A 14,536-nucleotide genomic window follows, 5' to 3' on the forward strand; every position below is an offset into this window, starting at 1 on the left:
TCAATATTTTTTCAAACTAAGAACCTATCCCTTTATAAATAAATCCTATCGACTCTAATTCTTTTGCATTTAATATATTTCTTCCATCAAAAACAAAGGCCGGTTTATGCATTGATTCATAAATTTTTTGCCAATCATAATTAATAAATTCATCCCACTCTGTAAGAATTGCAACTGCATGCGCTCCTTTACACGCTTCATAAGCATCATCAAATATTGCTAATGCTTTATTATTTTCTTCACCAGTTCTAGTCTCTAAATAATCCAAATCACTCAACATTTTATTTCTCGAAACTTTCGGATCATAAACAGAAATCTTAGCCTGTTCATTGATCAAATCATCTGCCACATATATCGCAGCAGATTCACGAGTATCATTGGTATCTTTCTTGAAGGCCCATCCTAAAAATGTAATTTTCTTATCAGCTACCGTATTATATAAAGTCTGAACTATTTTATTTGAAAATCTTCTTTTTTGATGATCGTTCATTATAATTACCTGCTCCCAATAATCAGCAACTTCGTTTAATCCGTATGATTTTGCAATATAAACCAAATTTAAAATGTCTTTTTGAAAACAAGAACCTCCAAAACCAACTGATGCTTTTAGAAATTTCGAACCAATTCTGCTATCCATTCCAATTGCCTTTGCAACTTCATTTACATCAGCACCAGTCTTTTCGCACAATTCAGACATTGCATTAATAGACGAAATTCGTTGTGCCAAAAAAGCATTAGCCGTAAGTTTAGACAATTCTGATGACCAAACATTTGTTGTCAGAATTCTATCTTTACTTACCCAATTTGCATAAACATCAACTAAAGCATTAATTGCTTCTTGACCTTCCGGCGTTGTATCTCCACCAATTAAAATTCTATCCGGATTTAATAAATCGGTAACCGCAGTTCCTTCAGCTAAAAATTCCGGATTTGATAAGATTTGAAACTGAACCCCATTCCCGGTATTATCCAGAATACTTTTTATAGCCTCGGCCGTGCGTACTGGTAAAGTCGATTTTTCGACTACAATTTTATTTTGTTTTGCTACTTTGGCAATTTGTCTTGCACAAAGCTCAATATATTTTAAGTCAGCAGCCATACCTTTTCCTTTTCCGTAGGTTTTGGTTGGTGTATTTACCGATATAAAAATCACCTGAGCCTCATCAATGGCTTTTTCCACCTCAGTTGAAAAGAAAAGATTTCTTCCTCTAGCTTCAGCAACTATTTCTGACAAACCCGGTTCATAAATCGGAATATTATCTGTATTGGGATCATTCCAATCTTTAATTCTTTGTTCATTCAAATCGACAACAGTCACTTGAATATGCGGGCATTTTTGCGCAATTACAGCCATTGTCGGACCTCCAACATAACCTGCACCAATGCAACAAATCTTTGTAATTTTCATTTATATATTATTATCTTAACCTTATTTTATTTCAAATTATCCCAATACCAACTCACAGCCTCTTTTAATCCCTCTTGTAAAGAATACTTTGGATTATAACCTAAGATTGTTTTTGCTTTATCAATACTTGCCAATGAATGCGGAATATCACCAGCTCTATTGGCTCCATACACAATTTCTACATCGGCAATTTTGGAATCAAATTCAGCTAAATATTCTTTTAAATATCCAACTAAATCATTCAATGTATTTCTATCACCAAATGCCGTGTTATAAACTGTGTTTACAGCTTCCGGATTCTGACTTGTCATTGCCAATTCATTCATCTGGATCACATTATCGATATAAGTAAAATCACGAGAATAGTTTCCATCACCATTAATTACAGGACTTTCATGATTCATTAACTGCATCACAAATTTTGGAATTACCGCAGCGTACGCTCCATTCGGATCTTGTTTCCTTCCAAAAACATTAAAATAACGTAATCCAATTGTTTCCAAGCCATAAGTTCTACTAAAAATCTCAGCATACAACTCGTTTACATACTTCGTTATAGCATATGGTGATAATGGCTTACCAATTACATCTTCTACTTTCGGCAATCCTTCAGAATCTCCATATGTAGAAGAACTTGCCGCATAAATAAAGCGTTTTATCTTTGCATCGCGAGAAGCAACCAGCATATTCAAAAATCCAGAAACATTGACATCATTTGTCGTAATTGGGTCGTTAATCGATCTTGGAACAGAACCTAAAGCAGCCTGATGCAAAACGTAATCAACGCCTTCAACTGCCGAAATACAATCTTTTATATTTCGAATATCTCCTTCAATTAATTTATAATTCGGATTATTGATAAAATCTTTCAAATTATGATGATGACCAGTCGCAAAATTATCGAGACAGATTACTTTATGTCCCAATCCCAAAAAATATTCAGATAGATTTGAACCAATAAAGCCTGCTCCACCAGTAATTAAAATTGTATTTTGAGTTGATCCTTTCATTGCTTCAAATTATTTTTTCTTGAATTTATTCAAAATTGTTTTCCCGAAACTTAATTTCTCCGCTTCTTCATGATATCCATTTGAATAAGCTCCATAACCATACCCATATCCATAAGCTGTACCATATTTCGCTTTATTCTCATAACCATTCAAAACAATACTCGCATTTGTAAGCTCACCTCTTTTTACTCTTGTATTAAGTAAGGTTATCATATCCTTTTTAGTATAATTTTGTCTTACTATATAAAGAGTAACATCTGCATACTGTGCTAATTCTAAAGCATCTGACACCAATCCAACAGGAGGTGTGTCAAGAATAATATAATCATATTTTTGTTTCAGCTCGATGATTAATTCTTTCATTGCATCACTCAAAATAAGTTCTGACGGATTTGGCGGAATTGGTCCGGAGAGTATAACGTCAAGATTAGGAATTTGTGTTGAATTTGTAATTTCAGTCAAACTATTTTGTTTGATCAAATAATTCACAACTCCAGTTTGATTTTTCAAATTAAACTCATCTGCCAGTCTTGGCTTTCTTAAATCTAAACCTATAATAACCGTTTTCTTTTCGCTTAAAGCAAAAACTGTAGCAATATTTATGGAGCAAAATGTTTTTCCCTCACCACTTATAGACGAAGTTATCATCAAAGTTTTCGAACCACTAACCTGTTGTTTTTTGTACAAAAACTGCAATGAGGAACGAATAGTACGAAATGCCTCTGAAAGTGCTGATTTTGGCTTATCAAATACTGCTAAGTTCAAAGAATCTTTATTAACCCCAATTATACCAATCAATGGTATCTGTGTTAATTTACTAATATCCTCAGCATTTTGAATTGCATTATTAATGAAGAAGATTCCAAAAACAAATAACAAAGGTATCAGAATCCCCAAGAAAAGAGCTAATATATAATTTACTGAGGTCTTTGGACCAATTAATCCGCCTCCTATATCTTTTGCAGGATCTATAAAATGAATATCCGATAAATTAGACGCTTTTACAATCTCTGCTTCATTTCTTTTTTTGAGAAATTCAGTATAGATGTTATCACTTAAATCATATTTCCTCTGAATCTTTAATAATTCCTGCTGTTCTTCCGGAAGTCTTTTAACAGTACTCTCAGCCTGACCAATTTTAGCATTCACCATTGCCAAATCTGTCATTAAAGATCCTTTTGCAGAAGCAATATTTTCCAGCAAAACATTTTTAACAGCTTGCATTTGATTGTCAAAATCTTTAAAAATCTTATCACTTTTTACAGCATAAGCCATTTCTGATCTTTGAGTCGAAAGCGCAATAAGTTTTGAAACATTTACAACAACGTTTGGATCCTCAATTCCGGCAACAGAAGGAGCGGGCAATCTTGAATAATCAATGCTATTATTTAAATATGATTTTAAAGAATTGTAATAAGCTATCTTTCTGGTTACCTGATCTTTCTCAACATCAAAATCCATTATTTTATCCGAAAACTTTGCTCCTCCTCCTTCAATTTGATAAATATTCTTATCTTTTCTGAATGATTTTAGTTCACTGCCTGTTTCTTTCAATTGTAACTCCATTGCTACAAGAGTACTATCTATAAATCTAATGGTATTCGTTGCAAACTGATTTTTTCCGTCAAGCTGAAGTTTAATTAACATTTTTACTGTAGCATTCAAATATTCGACCATTCTGGCCTTATTTGTACCCTGCATACTCAAAGTTAATATTGAACCTCCTTTATCATCAGAACTAACGTTTACTCCTCTATAACCTGATACTGTCCCATCAAAATCATTGAATCTCACAAAATATTCGTTTCCGGTATACAAACCCGGATTATCATTTATTTGCAACTTCCAGTTTAAAAAAGGCAACGAGACTTGTTCTCCAACTTTATACTTTTTTACAAATTCTACTGGCTGAACAGCAGTATTACTGTATAAATTATTAGAATATGTAATTAATGAAACCGAGTTATTTTCAAAAGGAATTCTGACTTCATATTCATTTGCACTCAAGAATTTAATACCAATTAATGTATTTGCAAGCTGAGCTTTTGTTTTATCAATATTTACATAAAAAGGAACAGCACCATAGGAATCAATTAAGCTATATTTTCCTTGTACCAAATAATCAATATAAAATTGTAATTTATCTACAACTAATTCGTTGTGTGATCTGGATTGTATGATAGTCGAAATTCCGTTTACCTGATCCGAAACGCCTCCCCAATTAAAAACTAAACTGGTATTTGAAGTAAAAAATGGATTTCTTTCTTCTTTAATAGAAACCATTGTCTGCATAGCGTAAATTTTTTCCTTACGAATATTTACCTGATATGCAATTGTAAAAGCTATTATCAAACTAGCTAAAAACCATTTCCAATAACTGAGTATTTTTAATAAAAATCCCTTAAAATCAAAATTTGAATGATTTTCAAAAATGGAAAAATCTTTTATATCTAACATCTTTTGAATTTAATTTTTTAGCAATAAAAAAACCGTTGTAGCTAATGATAAAACCGTAACAATTGTAGTAATAGATTCTATACCGGTCTTTCCTGTCCCCCAAGTTTTTTGTTTAAGCGGTTTTACATAAACATAATCATTAGGCTGCAAATAATAATAGGGCGATTTCATTACATTGACATCGGTCAAATCTAAATCATTTATTTGTACACCTGTTGGTGTTTGACGAATTACAGTTACTGCTTTCCTATTTCCGGTTATGGTTATATCTCCGGCATTTGCGATAGCCTCCATAATATTTACATGTTCCTGAAACAAGGTCTTAGTTCCCGTACTCCCCACTTCTCCGTTTATCGTATATTTAAAACCTGCTAATTTTACAGTAACAAAAATATTAGCTTCTCTTTTAAAATATTCTTCCAGTAATTTTTTCTCAATCTTAATCCGAACTTCCTCAAGAGTATACCCTATCACATTGATTTCACCTAAAATCGGCATTCTAATATTTCCGTGATCATCGATTGTAAATCCGTTAAAGTACAAATCTGATTCAGATTTTCCTGCTACAGAATTTTGACTTGTATTAAAAATCGATACTAATTTTGGATCAATTGCTTTTATATCAACACTCAAAACATCATTTACCTGTAATCTATAAGGTTTCGATTCTACTGCAGAAACTGTACTTTGCTCCTCCGAAGTATTTTTATCTTGCAAATACACCAAATCTTTTACAGGAATACAAGATGTAAACAACACGCTAATTAGCAATAATATATAAAAACCGTTTTTTGTCATTATTAAAATTTTATCGCAAATATAGCTTTTCCTTTAATCTTCAGAAAATCTAAGTGTTATTTGGTTTTATTTAATTGTTTTTGAAAGTTTTTTCAAACGGAACACGATGTAAAATACTTCTTCCGAGTGTTATTTCGTCTGCGTATTCTAATTCATCACCTACTGATATTCCTCTTGCAATTGTAGAAATTATAATTTCTGATTCGGCAATTTGTTTATAGATATAAAAATTTGTCGTGTCACCTTCCATCGTCGAACTTAATGCAAAAATAATTTCGACAACTTTACCGGATTTTACTTTTTCGACTAAACTCGAAATATTCAACTGACTTGGACCAACACCTTCGATCGGTGAAATCTTCCCACCTAAAACATGATAAATCCCTTTATATTGTCCAGTGTTTTCAATAGCCATTACATCACGAATATCCTCTACCACACAAATAGTCTGATGATTTCTCACTGCATTTGCGCATATTTCACACACTTTTGTATCCGAGATATTATGGCAACTTTCACAAAATTTTATATCTGCACGCATATTCAGTAATGCCTGGGATAAAAAACCTGTTTGTTCTTTGGGCTGCTTTAATAAATGCAAAACCAATCGTAACGCCGTGCGCTTACCAATTCCAGGTAATTGCGACATTTCGTTGACTGCTTTTTCAATTAATTTTGATGAAAATTCCATGACGACAAAAGTAATATTTTTAATGGTTTAGTAAACTTGACAGCAAGTTATATTCCATGGTATATTAAATGCAATTTATGATGTTATTTCCAGAGCGAAGCGAAATACTTTTGTGTCCGCCGCGGCGGACATAAAAGATATAGCATAAAGCCGGACACGAGCAACAGCGAACTGATGAACTAAATATTTCCTAAAAAATCAATATTGATTTGTTGCCAATAAAACCAAGGTACAGGCAACTTCAGCCTTAATATTATTCAATTCTAATAATTGATAGAATTCCGGGTTTTCTGTCCCAGGGTTAAAAACTACTCTCTTAGGTTGCGCTTCTATTATATAATTATAATAATCACGTTGACGAGCAGGATTTAAATATAAAGTAACTGTATCAATATTTTTTACCGGAATTGCCTTAGTGTAAATTTTTACACCAGCAACTTCACCTGTATTTTGACCAATTGCCAAAACAGTATGTCCTTTTTCTACCAACATATTGATAGCCTTAAAAGCGTAACGATCTGGTTTCGTGGTAGCACCCAGAACTAAAGTTTTTTTATTTTTCATCATTTTTAAATATGTCACAAAAGTAATCAAAAAGAATGAGCTTAGTTTAGGTTATGGATACAGAATTAATAGCAACAAAAAACAATATCCTATTATGAATTTGGCTTGAGATATCAAAAATTGACTATTTTTACTTCATTAACTAAAACAGTATGGATTTATTCATTTATTTATTTGCAGCTCTTTTTTCGGTATTAAACCCAATTGGCACAGTACCAATTTTTGTTGGGCTAACGCAACATGACTCTCAAAAAGAACGTTCCCGTATTTCACTCTGGACAGCAATAAATGTTTTCATCATTTTGATCGTTTCCTTTTTTATCGGTCAATATGTTCTGTCATTTTTTGGAATTAGTATTGATGCACTTCGAATAGCCGGAGGAATTGTAATTGTAAATTCAGGCTTCTCATTGCTTTCCGGGAAATTCAATAAAAAACGAGGAATCAATAAAAAAATTGAAAATGAAGTTCAACAACGAAATGATATCGCCCTTACTCCATTAGCTATCCCAATGTTAGCTGGTCCCGGATCAATATCTTTATTAATTGCTTTTCATCAGGAACACAGTGGAATGGAAGAAATGGCTTTTTCTTCTTTAGCAATTTTTGCCATTGCAATAGCAATTTTCGCTATTCTTAAAAGCGCACATTATTTAGCCCGAATTTTAGGAGCATCAGGAATTGTAGCCATTTCGAGAATTGTTGGTTTTATAGTTATTTCAATCGGAATACAATATATCGTGAGTTCTATAATTAATATCGTAAAGGGAAATTTGATGTAAATACCTTTATTTCATAAAAAAAACGCCAATAGATAGCATCTATTCTTTAGGGGATTCAATTGTATCCCTTTTGACATTTTAAAATTTTAAAAGCTATATCGTCAGAACATTTACAATTAACTCGTAAAGTTCCATTCTTTGAAAGGATAATCTATTCCAAATACAGATATAATATCTGACAAAACGGATGTTTTACGGGATATTTTTTTATCTTTGAAATCATAATTTTTAATCCAAATGGCTTTATCTTTAAGCCTTCAGAAAATTTATATTCATTAATGGAACAAAAAATACATCAGGGAAGAAACGTAAAACGTTTCAGAGAAATGCTCGGTATCAAACAGGAGTCATTAACTTTTGATCTGGGAAATGAATGGAATCAAAAGAAAATCTCTATGCTTGAGCAAAAAGATATAATTGAAGATGATATACTTGATCAAATCTCACATGCATTAAAAATTCCTGTAGAAGCGTTTCAGAACTTTGATGAGGAACAGGCAGTAAATATTATTTCTAATACATTTTCAGATTTTAAAGATGGAGCTTCTGCAATTAATCTTCATCCAATATTTAACCCTTTAAAAGAGGTTTTAAAACTACACGAAGAAAAAATTGCGTTATACGAGCGTATGCTGAAAGAAAAAGATGAAATGATGGCAAGGCTTGAAAAATCAATCAACAAATAATATTAAATTCTTATTCATAATAAATAACAAAAGGCTCAACCAAATAGTTGAGCCTTTATTTATGAAATTTTATTGTTCCGCTTTTAACTTCTTGGCAAAAATACTTCGGCCATCATACATCTTGCACTTCCACCTCCACAAGCTTCAATTGTATCCAGACTTGAACTTAAAATTTCAGCATGATTTTCTAATTGAGTAATTTGTTTTGGGGTTAAGCTCTGATGTGCTGATGTACTCATGACAACATATTTTTTATCATTTGTTCCTCGGACTTCTAACATATTACCTGCAAAATTATTTACTTGAGCCTCGGTAATTAGAATAATTTCTTTTTTATCTGCCTTTAGGTTTTCAAGAACCATTTTACGCTCTTTTTTATCATCTATACAATCTGCACAGATAACTGCAAAAGTTTCACCTAAACACATCATAACATTGGTATGATAGATCAATTTACGTTCTCCGTCAACTGTCTGGAAAGCTTCAAAAATAACCGGGGCATAATCGAAATCTTCACAAAATTCTATAAATAACTCTTCATCAGCTCTTGGTGACAATGCACAATATGCTTTTGCATTCGCACGATCTAAAAGTAAACTTCCGGTTCCTTCAAGAAAAAAACCATCTTCTTCCGCTGATGTATAATCCATTATATTAGAAATTTCGAAGCCTTTATCTTCAAGGGTATCCAAAATATCTTCGCGACGTTCCTGTCGACGATTTTCGGCAAACATGGGATAAAGTGCTACATCTCCATTTTCATGAAAAGAAACCCAATTGTTTGGAAAAATACTGTCCGGAGTATCTGTTTCTAAAGTATCATCAATAACTGTCACATCAACTCCAACAGCTCTTAGCTTTTCTACGAAAGTATCAAATTCTTGTTGCGCTTTTGCATTTACAGTACTTGGCAAAAGTCCGTCTAATACTTTTTGGTAATAATTATTCACGGCAGTTTGCTCATTCATTCTGAAGGCAATTGGCCGAATCATTACAATTGCATTTGTCGTTTGTTTCATAATCTTTATGTTTTTTTGTTTCAAGTTTCAGGTTTCACGCTACAGTAACCTAAAACTTTAAACCTGAAACTTTTTTAGTCTCTAATTAATGGCAAAGTCGAACATCTCAACAAACCTTCTTGTTTAGCGATTTCAGCATAAGGAATTTCCTCAACAGTAAAACCATTTGCACGTAACCAATTGTTTAATCGCGTAAAATTTTTCTCTGAAACGACTACATTTTCATCTATAGAAAACACGTTCGAAAACATGTTGTACATTTCGTTTCTTTCAATATGGAATAGATTCTCTTTTCCAAAAAGATTTACCAGATACATATAATCTGCTTCTTCGCGGAAACCTCTTTTATAAATAATCCCTTTATCTTTTCCTACTGGCTGAAAACAACAATCAAGATGTAACGCATTATCACGAGCTTCTAATTTGGATTTTACCAAATCAAACTCCTTTACAATTTTATTCGGAAACAATTCTTTAATAAAATTAACACCGTGCATATTTGTTCTTGCTGTAATGTAATCTTTATAATCACTTCCTTTATAAGTACCAATAAAGATATGATCATTCCAAAGCATAACATCTCCACCTTCGATATGAACTTCCTCTGGCGGACGAACGACTTTCAGCGGATCCATCTGATCAATTACATATTGAATCGCGTCTAATTCGCGTTCTCTATCAGGCAGAATATTAGATTTTACAAAAATATCATCTATTACAAAACCAATATCTCTCGCAAAAATCTGATTATAGTTCTCAATCATTTCCGGGCGATAAACCTTTACATCATATTTTTGAAAAACAGCATTAAAAGCTTCCATTTCAACAACCATATCTTTTTCTACAGGATAAGTTCCGGCTTTAATATGCTCCAATGATTTAGGATCATAGGCTTCATCCAGAGATGGAGTGGGCCCATTATGAACAGCAGAACCCAAAACTACAGCACGCAATCTTGATGTTTCGTTCTTTATATTTAATTGCAACATAACTTTATTATATTTTGGCCAAAGATAAAAAAAGCTTCACAGTTAAGTGAAGCTTTAAAATATTTTTATTTGTTCGACTTAAAGTCTCTCAGCGGATGCCCAGTGTAAATTTGTCTTGGTCTACCAATTGGTTCTTTATTCTCACGCATCTCTTTCCATTGCGCAATCCAGCCTGGCAATCTTCCAATAGCAAACATTACTGTAAACATATCTGTAGGAATCCCTAAAGCTCTGTATATAATTCCAGAATAGAAGTCTACGTTTGGATATAAATTTCTTGATTTGAAGTAGTCATCCTCTAAAGCTGCAGTTTCTAATTTTTTCGCAATTTCTAAAATAGGATCTTCAACTCCTAAAGTATCTAATACCTCTTTTGCTGCTTTCTTAATTATTCTAGCTCTTGGATCGAAGTTTTTATAAACTCTATGACCAAATCCCATTAAACGGAAAGGATCGTTTTTATCTTTTGCTTTTGCTAAAAATTTTTCTGTATCTCCACCATCTTTATTGATTTCTTCCAGCATTTCAAGTACTGCCTGATTCGCACCACCATGAAGTGGTCCCCAAAGAGCAGAAACTCCCGCAGAAATAGAAGCAAATAAACCTGCATGAGATGAACCTACCATTCTTACTGTCGATGTAGAACAGTTTTGCTCGTGATCTGCATGCAGAATAAACAATTTATCCAAAGCAGCCACAACAACTGGATTTGCTGCGTAAGGTCCTGTAGGTAATTTAAACATTAACTGCATAAAATTATCAACATAACCTGTTGTGTTATCATAGTAATTCAACGGATAACCCATCGTTTTTCTATAAGTCCATGTAGCAATTACAAGAAATTTACCCATTGTTTTACAAATGGCTTCGTACATTTCTTTTTCATTTTCTACGTTCACAGGCTTAGGGTTAAATGCTGTTAAAGCACTTGTCAAAGCAGATAAAACTCCCATTGGGTGAGCCGTTTTTGGGAATCCGTCAATGATATTTTTCATCTCTTCGTTTACCAAAGTATGTTTTTTAATACCATTTTCAAACTGCTCTAATTCTTGAGCTGTTGGTAGTTCTCCGAAAATTAAAAGATAAGACACTTCTAAAAAATTAGCCTTTTCAGCTAAATCTTCGATTGAATATCCTCTGTAACGTAAAATTCCTAATTCCCCGTCTAAGAATGTGATCTCACTTTTACAAGATCCAGAATTCTTATATCCAGGGTCTAAAGTAATAATACCAGTTAAATCACGTAATTTGTTAATATCGATAGCTGATTCATTTTCGCTTCCTGTAATTACCGGAAGTTCAATTTTTTGACCATCTACTTCTAATGTAGCTATTTTTGACATAATATATCGGAAATAAATCTTTAAAATAATAATTTATCAAATCTAAGGAATTTAAGACTAATTAAAAAAAGAATCCTGCTATGAATTTGTTAAAACTCCAAAAAAAAACCATTCGCAAAAACGAATGGTTTAAATTTAATATATAACTCTTACAATTATTTGATCTTGAAAGCGTTTAATCCCGGGAAATAAGCAGTACTTCCTAACTCCTCTTCGATTCTTAATAATTGATTGTATTTTGCCATACGATCAGAACGAGAAGCAGAACCTGTCTTAATTTGACCACAGTTTAAAGCTACAGCTAAGTCAGCAATAGTATTATCTTCTGTTTCTCCTGAACGGTGAGACATTACTGAAGTATATCCTGCATTTTTAGCCATATTTACGGCAGCGATAGTTTCTGTTAAAGTACCAATTTGGTTTACTTTTACTAAAATAGAATTTGCAATTCCTTTTTCGATTCCAGTTGATAGACGCTCAACATTAGTAACAAATAAATCGTCACCTACTAATTGAACTTTATGTCCAATTTTTTCAGTAAGAAGTTTCCAACCATCCCAGTCATTTTCATCCATTCCATCTTCAATAGAAATAATTGGATATTTAGCTACTAATTCAGCTAAGTATTCAACTTGCTCAGCAGAAGATCTTACTTTACCAGTTTCTCCTTCAAATTTAGAGTAATCGTATTTACCGTTTACATAAAATTCAGCAGAAGCACAGTCAAGGGCAATCATAATTTCGTCACCAAAAGTATATCCTGCCTTTTCAACAGCAAGTTTAATAGTATCTAAAGCATCTTCAGTACCACCAGCCAAGTTTGGAGCAAAACCACCCTCGTCACCTACAGCAGTACTTAAACCTCTGTCGTGTAAAACTTTTTTCAGACTGTGAAAAATTTCAGTTCCCATTTGCATAGCATGGGAGAAAGAAGTCGCTTTTACAGGAAAAATCATGAACTCCTGAAATGCGATAGGCGCATCAGAGTGCGAACCACCGTTGATGATATTCATCATTGGTACAGGTAATGTATTAGCAGAAACTCCACCTACATATCTGTACAATGGCAATCCTAATTCATTAGCCGCAGCTTTTGCAGCAGCCAAAGAAACTCCTAAAATAGCATTAGCTCCTAATTTAGATTTGTTTGGAGTTCCGTCTAAATCAATCATTAATTGATCAATTGTATTTTGTTCGAAAACAGAAGTTCCAACTAATTCTTCAGCAATAACAGTATTTACATTATTCACTGCGTTCAAAACTCCTTTTCCTAAGAAAGCTTTTCCTCCATCACGTAATTCAACAGCCTCATGTTCTCCAGTTGAAGCTCCAGATGGAACAGCAGCTCTTCCTAAAACTCCATTTTCAGTAATGACATCAACTTCAATAGTAGGATTACCTCTTGAATCAAAAATTTGTCTTGCGTGAACTTTTATTATAATACTCATTATTTTTGTTTTTTATTAATAAATTATAAATATTTTTCGAAATTATAAAAATATTTAATATTAAATACCACATTTAACAATTAAATACCTTTATTTTATTAACTACATCGTTTTAGCAGAAACTTCTTTTATATTCTCAATAAACTGATCAAATAAATAAGAAGAATCATGTGGTCCGGGGCTAGCCTCCGGGTGATATTGTACAGAAAAGCAATTCTTATTTTTCATACGCATGCCAGCAACAGTCCCATCGTTTAAATGTAGATGTGTAATCTCTAAATCAGGATGATTATCTAATGCATCTTTATTTACAGCGAAGCCGTGATTTTGAGACGTAATCTCTCCTTTACCAGTAATAAGATTTTTAACCGGATGATTTATTCCGCGGTGACCGTTAAACATTTTATAGGTCTGAACCCCATTAGCCAAAGCAATAACCTGGTGGCCCAGGCAAATTCCAAATAACGGATTGTTATTAGCTAAAATCTCTTTTGCAACTTCAATAGCACCAAAAAGAGGGTCCGGATCTCCGGGACCATTTGACAAGAAGTATCCATCAGGATTGAATTCAGCTAAATCTTTATAGGTTGAATTATATGGGAAAACTTTAATATAACAATCTCTTTTAGCAAGGTTTCTTAAGATATTCTTTTTAATTCCTAAATCTAAAGCAGAAATCTTATAAGTGGAATTTTCATCTCCAAAAAAATAAGGCTCAGTAGTTGAAACTTTTGAAGCCAACTCTAAACCCTCCATGTTTGGCACATTAGCCAATTCTTTCTTCAAATCTTCAATCGACGTTCCATCTGTACAAATTACAGCATTCATTGCGCCATTGTCACGAATATAACTTACTAGTGCTCGTGTATCAACATCAGAAATACAGATTAGATTTTGCTTAATAAAATAATCTTCTAAACTTCCAGAAGAATCTTCTCTCGAATAATTAAAACTAAAGTTTTTACAAACTAACCCGGCAATTTTGATGCTATCCGATTCAACTTCTAAATCGTTAACACCATAATTTCCAATATGAGGATTAGTTGCAACCATAATTTGACCAAAATAAGAAGGATCGGTAAAAATCTCCTGATATCCTGTCATTCCAGTATTAAAACAAACTTCACCGAAAGTCTTACCGCTAATTCCGATAGATTTCCCATGAAAAATAGTTCCATCACTTAGTAATAAAATGGCGCTTTGTCGTGTAGTGTATTTCATTATTTAATTTGTATTGTTTTTTTTAATTGTTTCATGAAACTCGCGATACTCATTTCATTTGTAATTAGATATTTTGCAAATTTACTTCTTTAAAAGAGTGCTTCCAAGATTTTTTAAAAA

The 14,536-nt window shown here is 32.8% G+C and carries 13 protein-coding genes; 2 read left to right on the forward strand and 11 right to left on the reverse strand.

All coding sequences use genetic code 11. From position 1 onward, the window contains the following. Nucleotides 1-16 precede the first annotated feature (16 nt). From ACQY44_RS16075 to ACQY44_RS16100, 6 genes are all read right to left on the reverse strand, one after another. The gene (locus tag ACQY44_RS16075) at nucleotides 17-1,408 is read right to left on the reverse strand and encodes a UDP-glucose 6-dehydrogenase (RefSeq protein WP_428231348.1); all 1,392 of its coding nucleotides are present in this window, start codon (nucleotides 1,406-1,408) and stop codon (nucleotides 17-19) included. A 26-nt stretch (nucleotides 1,409-1,434) separates the two neighbouring features. Beyond that, complete coding sequence (locus tag ACQY44_RS16080) at nucleotides 1,435-2,418, reverse strand: SDR family oxidoreductase (protein ID WP_428231349.1); 984 nt, start codon at nucleotides 2,416-2,418, stop codon at nucleotides 1,435-1,437. Nucleotides 2,419-2,427: 9 nt separating this feature from the next. Further along, entirely contained in the window at nucleotides 2,428-4,875 is a 2,448-nt protein-coding gene (locus ACQY44_RS16085) for a polysaccharide biosynthesis tyrosine autokinase (protein ID WP_428231350.1), read from the reverse strand. 9 nt (nucleotides 4,876-4,884) lie between these two features. Then, nucleotides 4,885-5,673 (reverse strand): polysaccharide biosynthesis/export family protein, encoded by a 789-nt coding sequence (locus ACQY44_RS16090; RefSeq protein ID WP_428231351.1) that lies wholly within the window; start codon nucleotides 5,671-5,673, stop codon nucleotides 4,885-4,887. Nucleotides 5,674-5,743: 70 nt separating this feature from the next. Continuing rightward, nucleotides 5,744-6,364 (reverse strand): recombination mediator RecR, encoded by a 621-nt coding sequence (gene recR / locus ACQY44_RS16095; RefSeq protein ID WP_428231352.1) that lies wholly within the window; start codon nucleotides 6,362-6,364, stop codon nucleotides 5,744-5,746. Nucleotides 6,365-6,562: 198 nt separating this feature from the next. Continuing rightward, the gene (locus ACQY44_RS16100; protein WP_271334619.1) at nucleotides 6,563-6,928 is read right to left on the reverse strand and encodes a CoA-binding protein; all 366 of its coding nucleotides are present in this window, start codon (nucleotides 6,926-6,928) and stop codon (nucleotides 6,563-6,565) included. 152 nt (nucleotides 6,929-7,080) lie between these two features. Here ACQY44_RS16100 and ACQY44_RS16105 point away from each other — a divergent pair, with 152 nt between their 5' ends. Then, nucleotides 7,081-7,710: a MarC family NAAT transporter gene (locus ACQY44_RS16105; protein ID WP_428231353.1), complete on the forward strand. Its 630-nt coding sequence runs from the start codon at nucleotides 7,081-7,083 to the stop codon at nucleotides 7,708-7,710. Nucleotides 7,711-7,988: 278 nt separating this feature from the next. Beyond that, nucleotides 7,989-8,396: an XRE family transcriptional regulator gene (locus ACQY44_RS16110; protein WP_428231354.1), complete on the forward strand. Its 408-nt coding sequence runs from the start codon at nucleotides 7,989-7,991 to the stop codon at nucleotides 8,394-8,396. Nucleotides 8,397-8,479: 83 nt separating this feature from the next. On the opposite strand, the gene ctlX is transcribed toward ACQY44_RS16110, so the two are convergent. The 5 genes from ctlX to carA all read right to left on the reverse strand — a co-directional run bounded on the left by ctlX (nucleotide 8,480) and on the right by carA (nucleotide 14,416). Continuing rightward, a complete protein-coding gene (gene ctlX / locus ACQY44_RS16115; RefSeq protein WP_428231355.1) occupies nucleotides 8,480-9,415 on the reverse strand; it encodes a citrulline utilization hydrolase CtlX in 936 nt (311 codons plus the stop codon). A 74-nt stretch (nucleotides 9,416-9,489) separates the two neighbouring features. Continuing rightward, nucleotides 9,490-10,404, reverse strand: a complete 915-nt coding sequence (locus tag ACQY44_RS16120) for a dimethylarginine dimethylaminohydrolase family protein (protein WP_428231356.1) — start codon at nucleotides 10,402-10,404, stop codon at nucleotides 9,490-9,492. Between the two features lie 65 nt (nucleotides 10,405-10,469). After that, nucleotides 10,470-11,747 carry a citrate synthase gene (locus ACQY44_RS16125; RefSeq protein ID WP_428231357.1) on the reverse strand — a complete coding sequence of 426 codons (1,278 nt, stop codon included), beginning with the start codon at nucleotides 11,745-11,747 and terminating at the stop codon, nucleotides 10,470-10,472. A 155-nt stretch (nucleotides 11,748-11,902) separates the two neighbouring features. Further along, nucleotides 11,903-13,195: a phosphopyruvate hydratase gene (eno, locus tag ACQY44_RS16130; protein ID WP_428231358.1), complete on the reverse strand. Its 1,293-nt coding sequence runs from the start codon at nucleotides 13,193-13,195 to the stop codon at nucleotides 11,903-11,905. A 102-nt stretch (nucleotides 13,196-13,297) separates the two neighbouring features. After that, entirely contained in the window at nucleotides 13,298-14,416 is a 1,119-nt protein-coding gene (gene carA / locus ACQY44_RS16135) for a glutamine-hydrolyzing carbamoyl-phosphate synthase small subunit (protein ID WP_428231359.1), read from the reverse strand. Nucleotides 14,417-14,536: the final 120 nt, after the last annotated feature.

The organism is Flavobacterium sp. (assembly GCF_965277525.1).
Taxonomy (GTDB): domain Bacteria; phylum Bacteroidota; class Bacteroidia; order Flavobacteriales; family Flavobacteriaceae; genus Flavobacterium.

Coding starts and splice junctions, on each gene's coding strand:
- recR (WP_428231352.1), bottom strand. CDS start 6,364: ATGGAATTTTCATCAAAATTAATTGAAAAAGCAGTCAACGAAATGTCG.
- eno (WP_428231358.1), bottom strand. CDS start 13,195: ATGAGTATTATAATAAAAGTTCACGCAAGACAAATTTTTGATTCAAGA.
- carA (WP_428231359.1), bottom strand. CDS start 14,416: ATGAAATACACTACACGACAAAGCGCCATTTTATTACTAAGTGATGGA.
- ACQY44_RS16075 (WP_428231348.1), bottom strand. CDS start 1,408: ATGAAAATTACAAAGATTTGTTGCATTGGTGCAGGTTATGTTGGAGGT.
- ACQY44_RS16110 (WP_428231354.1), top strand. CDS start 7,989: ATGGAACAAAAAATACATCAGGGAAGAAACGTAAAACGTTTCAGAGAA.
- ACQY44_RS16120 (WP_428231356.1), bottom strand. CDS start 10,404: ATGTTGCAATTAAATATAAAGAACGAAACATCAAGATTGCGTGCTGTA.
- ACQY44_RS16100 (WP_271334619.1), bottom strand. CDS start 6,928: ATGAAAAATAAAAAAACTTTAGTTCTGGGTGCTACCACGAAACCAGAT.
- ACQY44_RS16105 (WP_428231353.1), top strand. CDS start 7,081: ATGGATTTATTCATTTATTTATTTGCAGCTCTTTTTTCGGTATTAAAC.
- ACQY44_RS16085 (WP_428231350.1), bottom strand. CDS start 4,875: ATGTTAGATATAAAAGATTTTTCCATTTTTGAAAATCATTCAAATTTT.
- ACQY44_RS16080 (WP_428231349.1), bottom strand. CDS start 2,418: ATGAAAGGATCAACTCAAAATACAATTTTAATTACTGGTGGAGCAGGC.
- ctlX (WP_428231355.1), bottom strand. CDS start 9,415: ATGAAACAAACGACAAATGCAATTGTAATGATTCGGCCAATTGCCTTC.
- ACQY44_RS16125 (WP_428231357.1), bottom strand. CDS start 11,747: ATGTCAAAAATAGCTACATTAGAAGTAGATGGTCAAAAAATTGAACTT.
- ACQY44_RS16090 (WP_428231351.1), bottom strand. CDS start 5,673: ATGACAAAAAACGGTTTTTATATATTATTGCTAATTAGCGTGTTGTTT.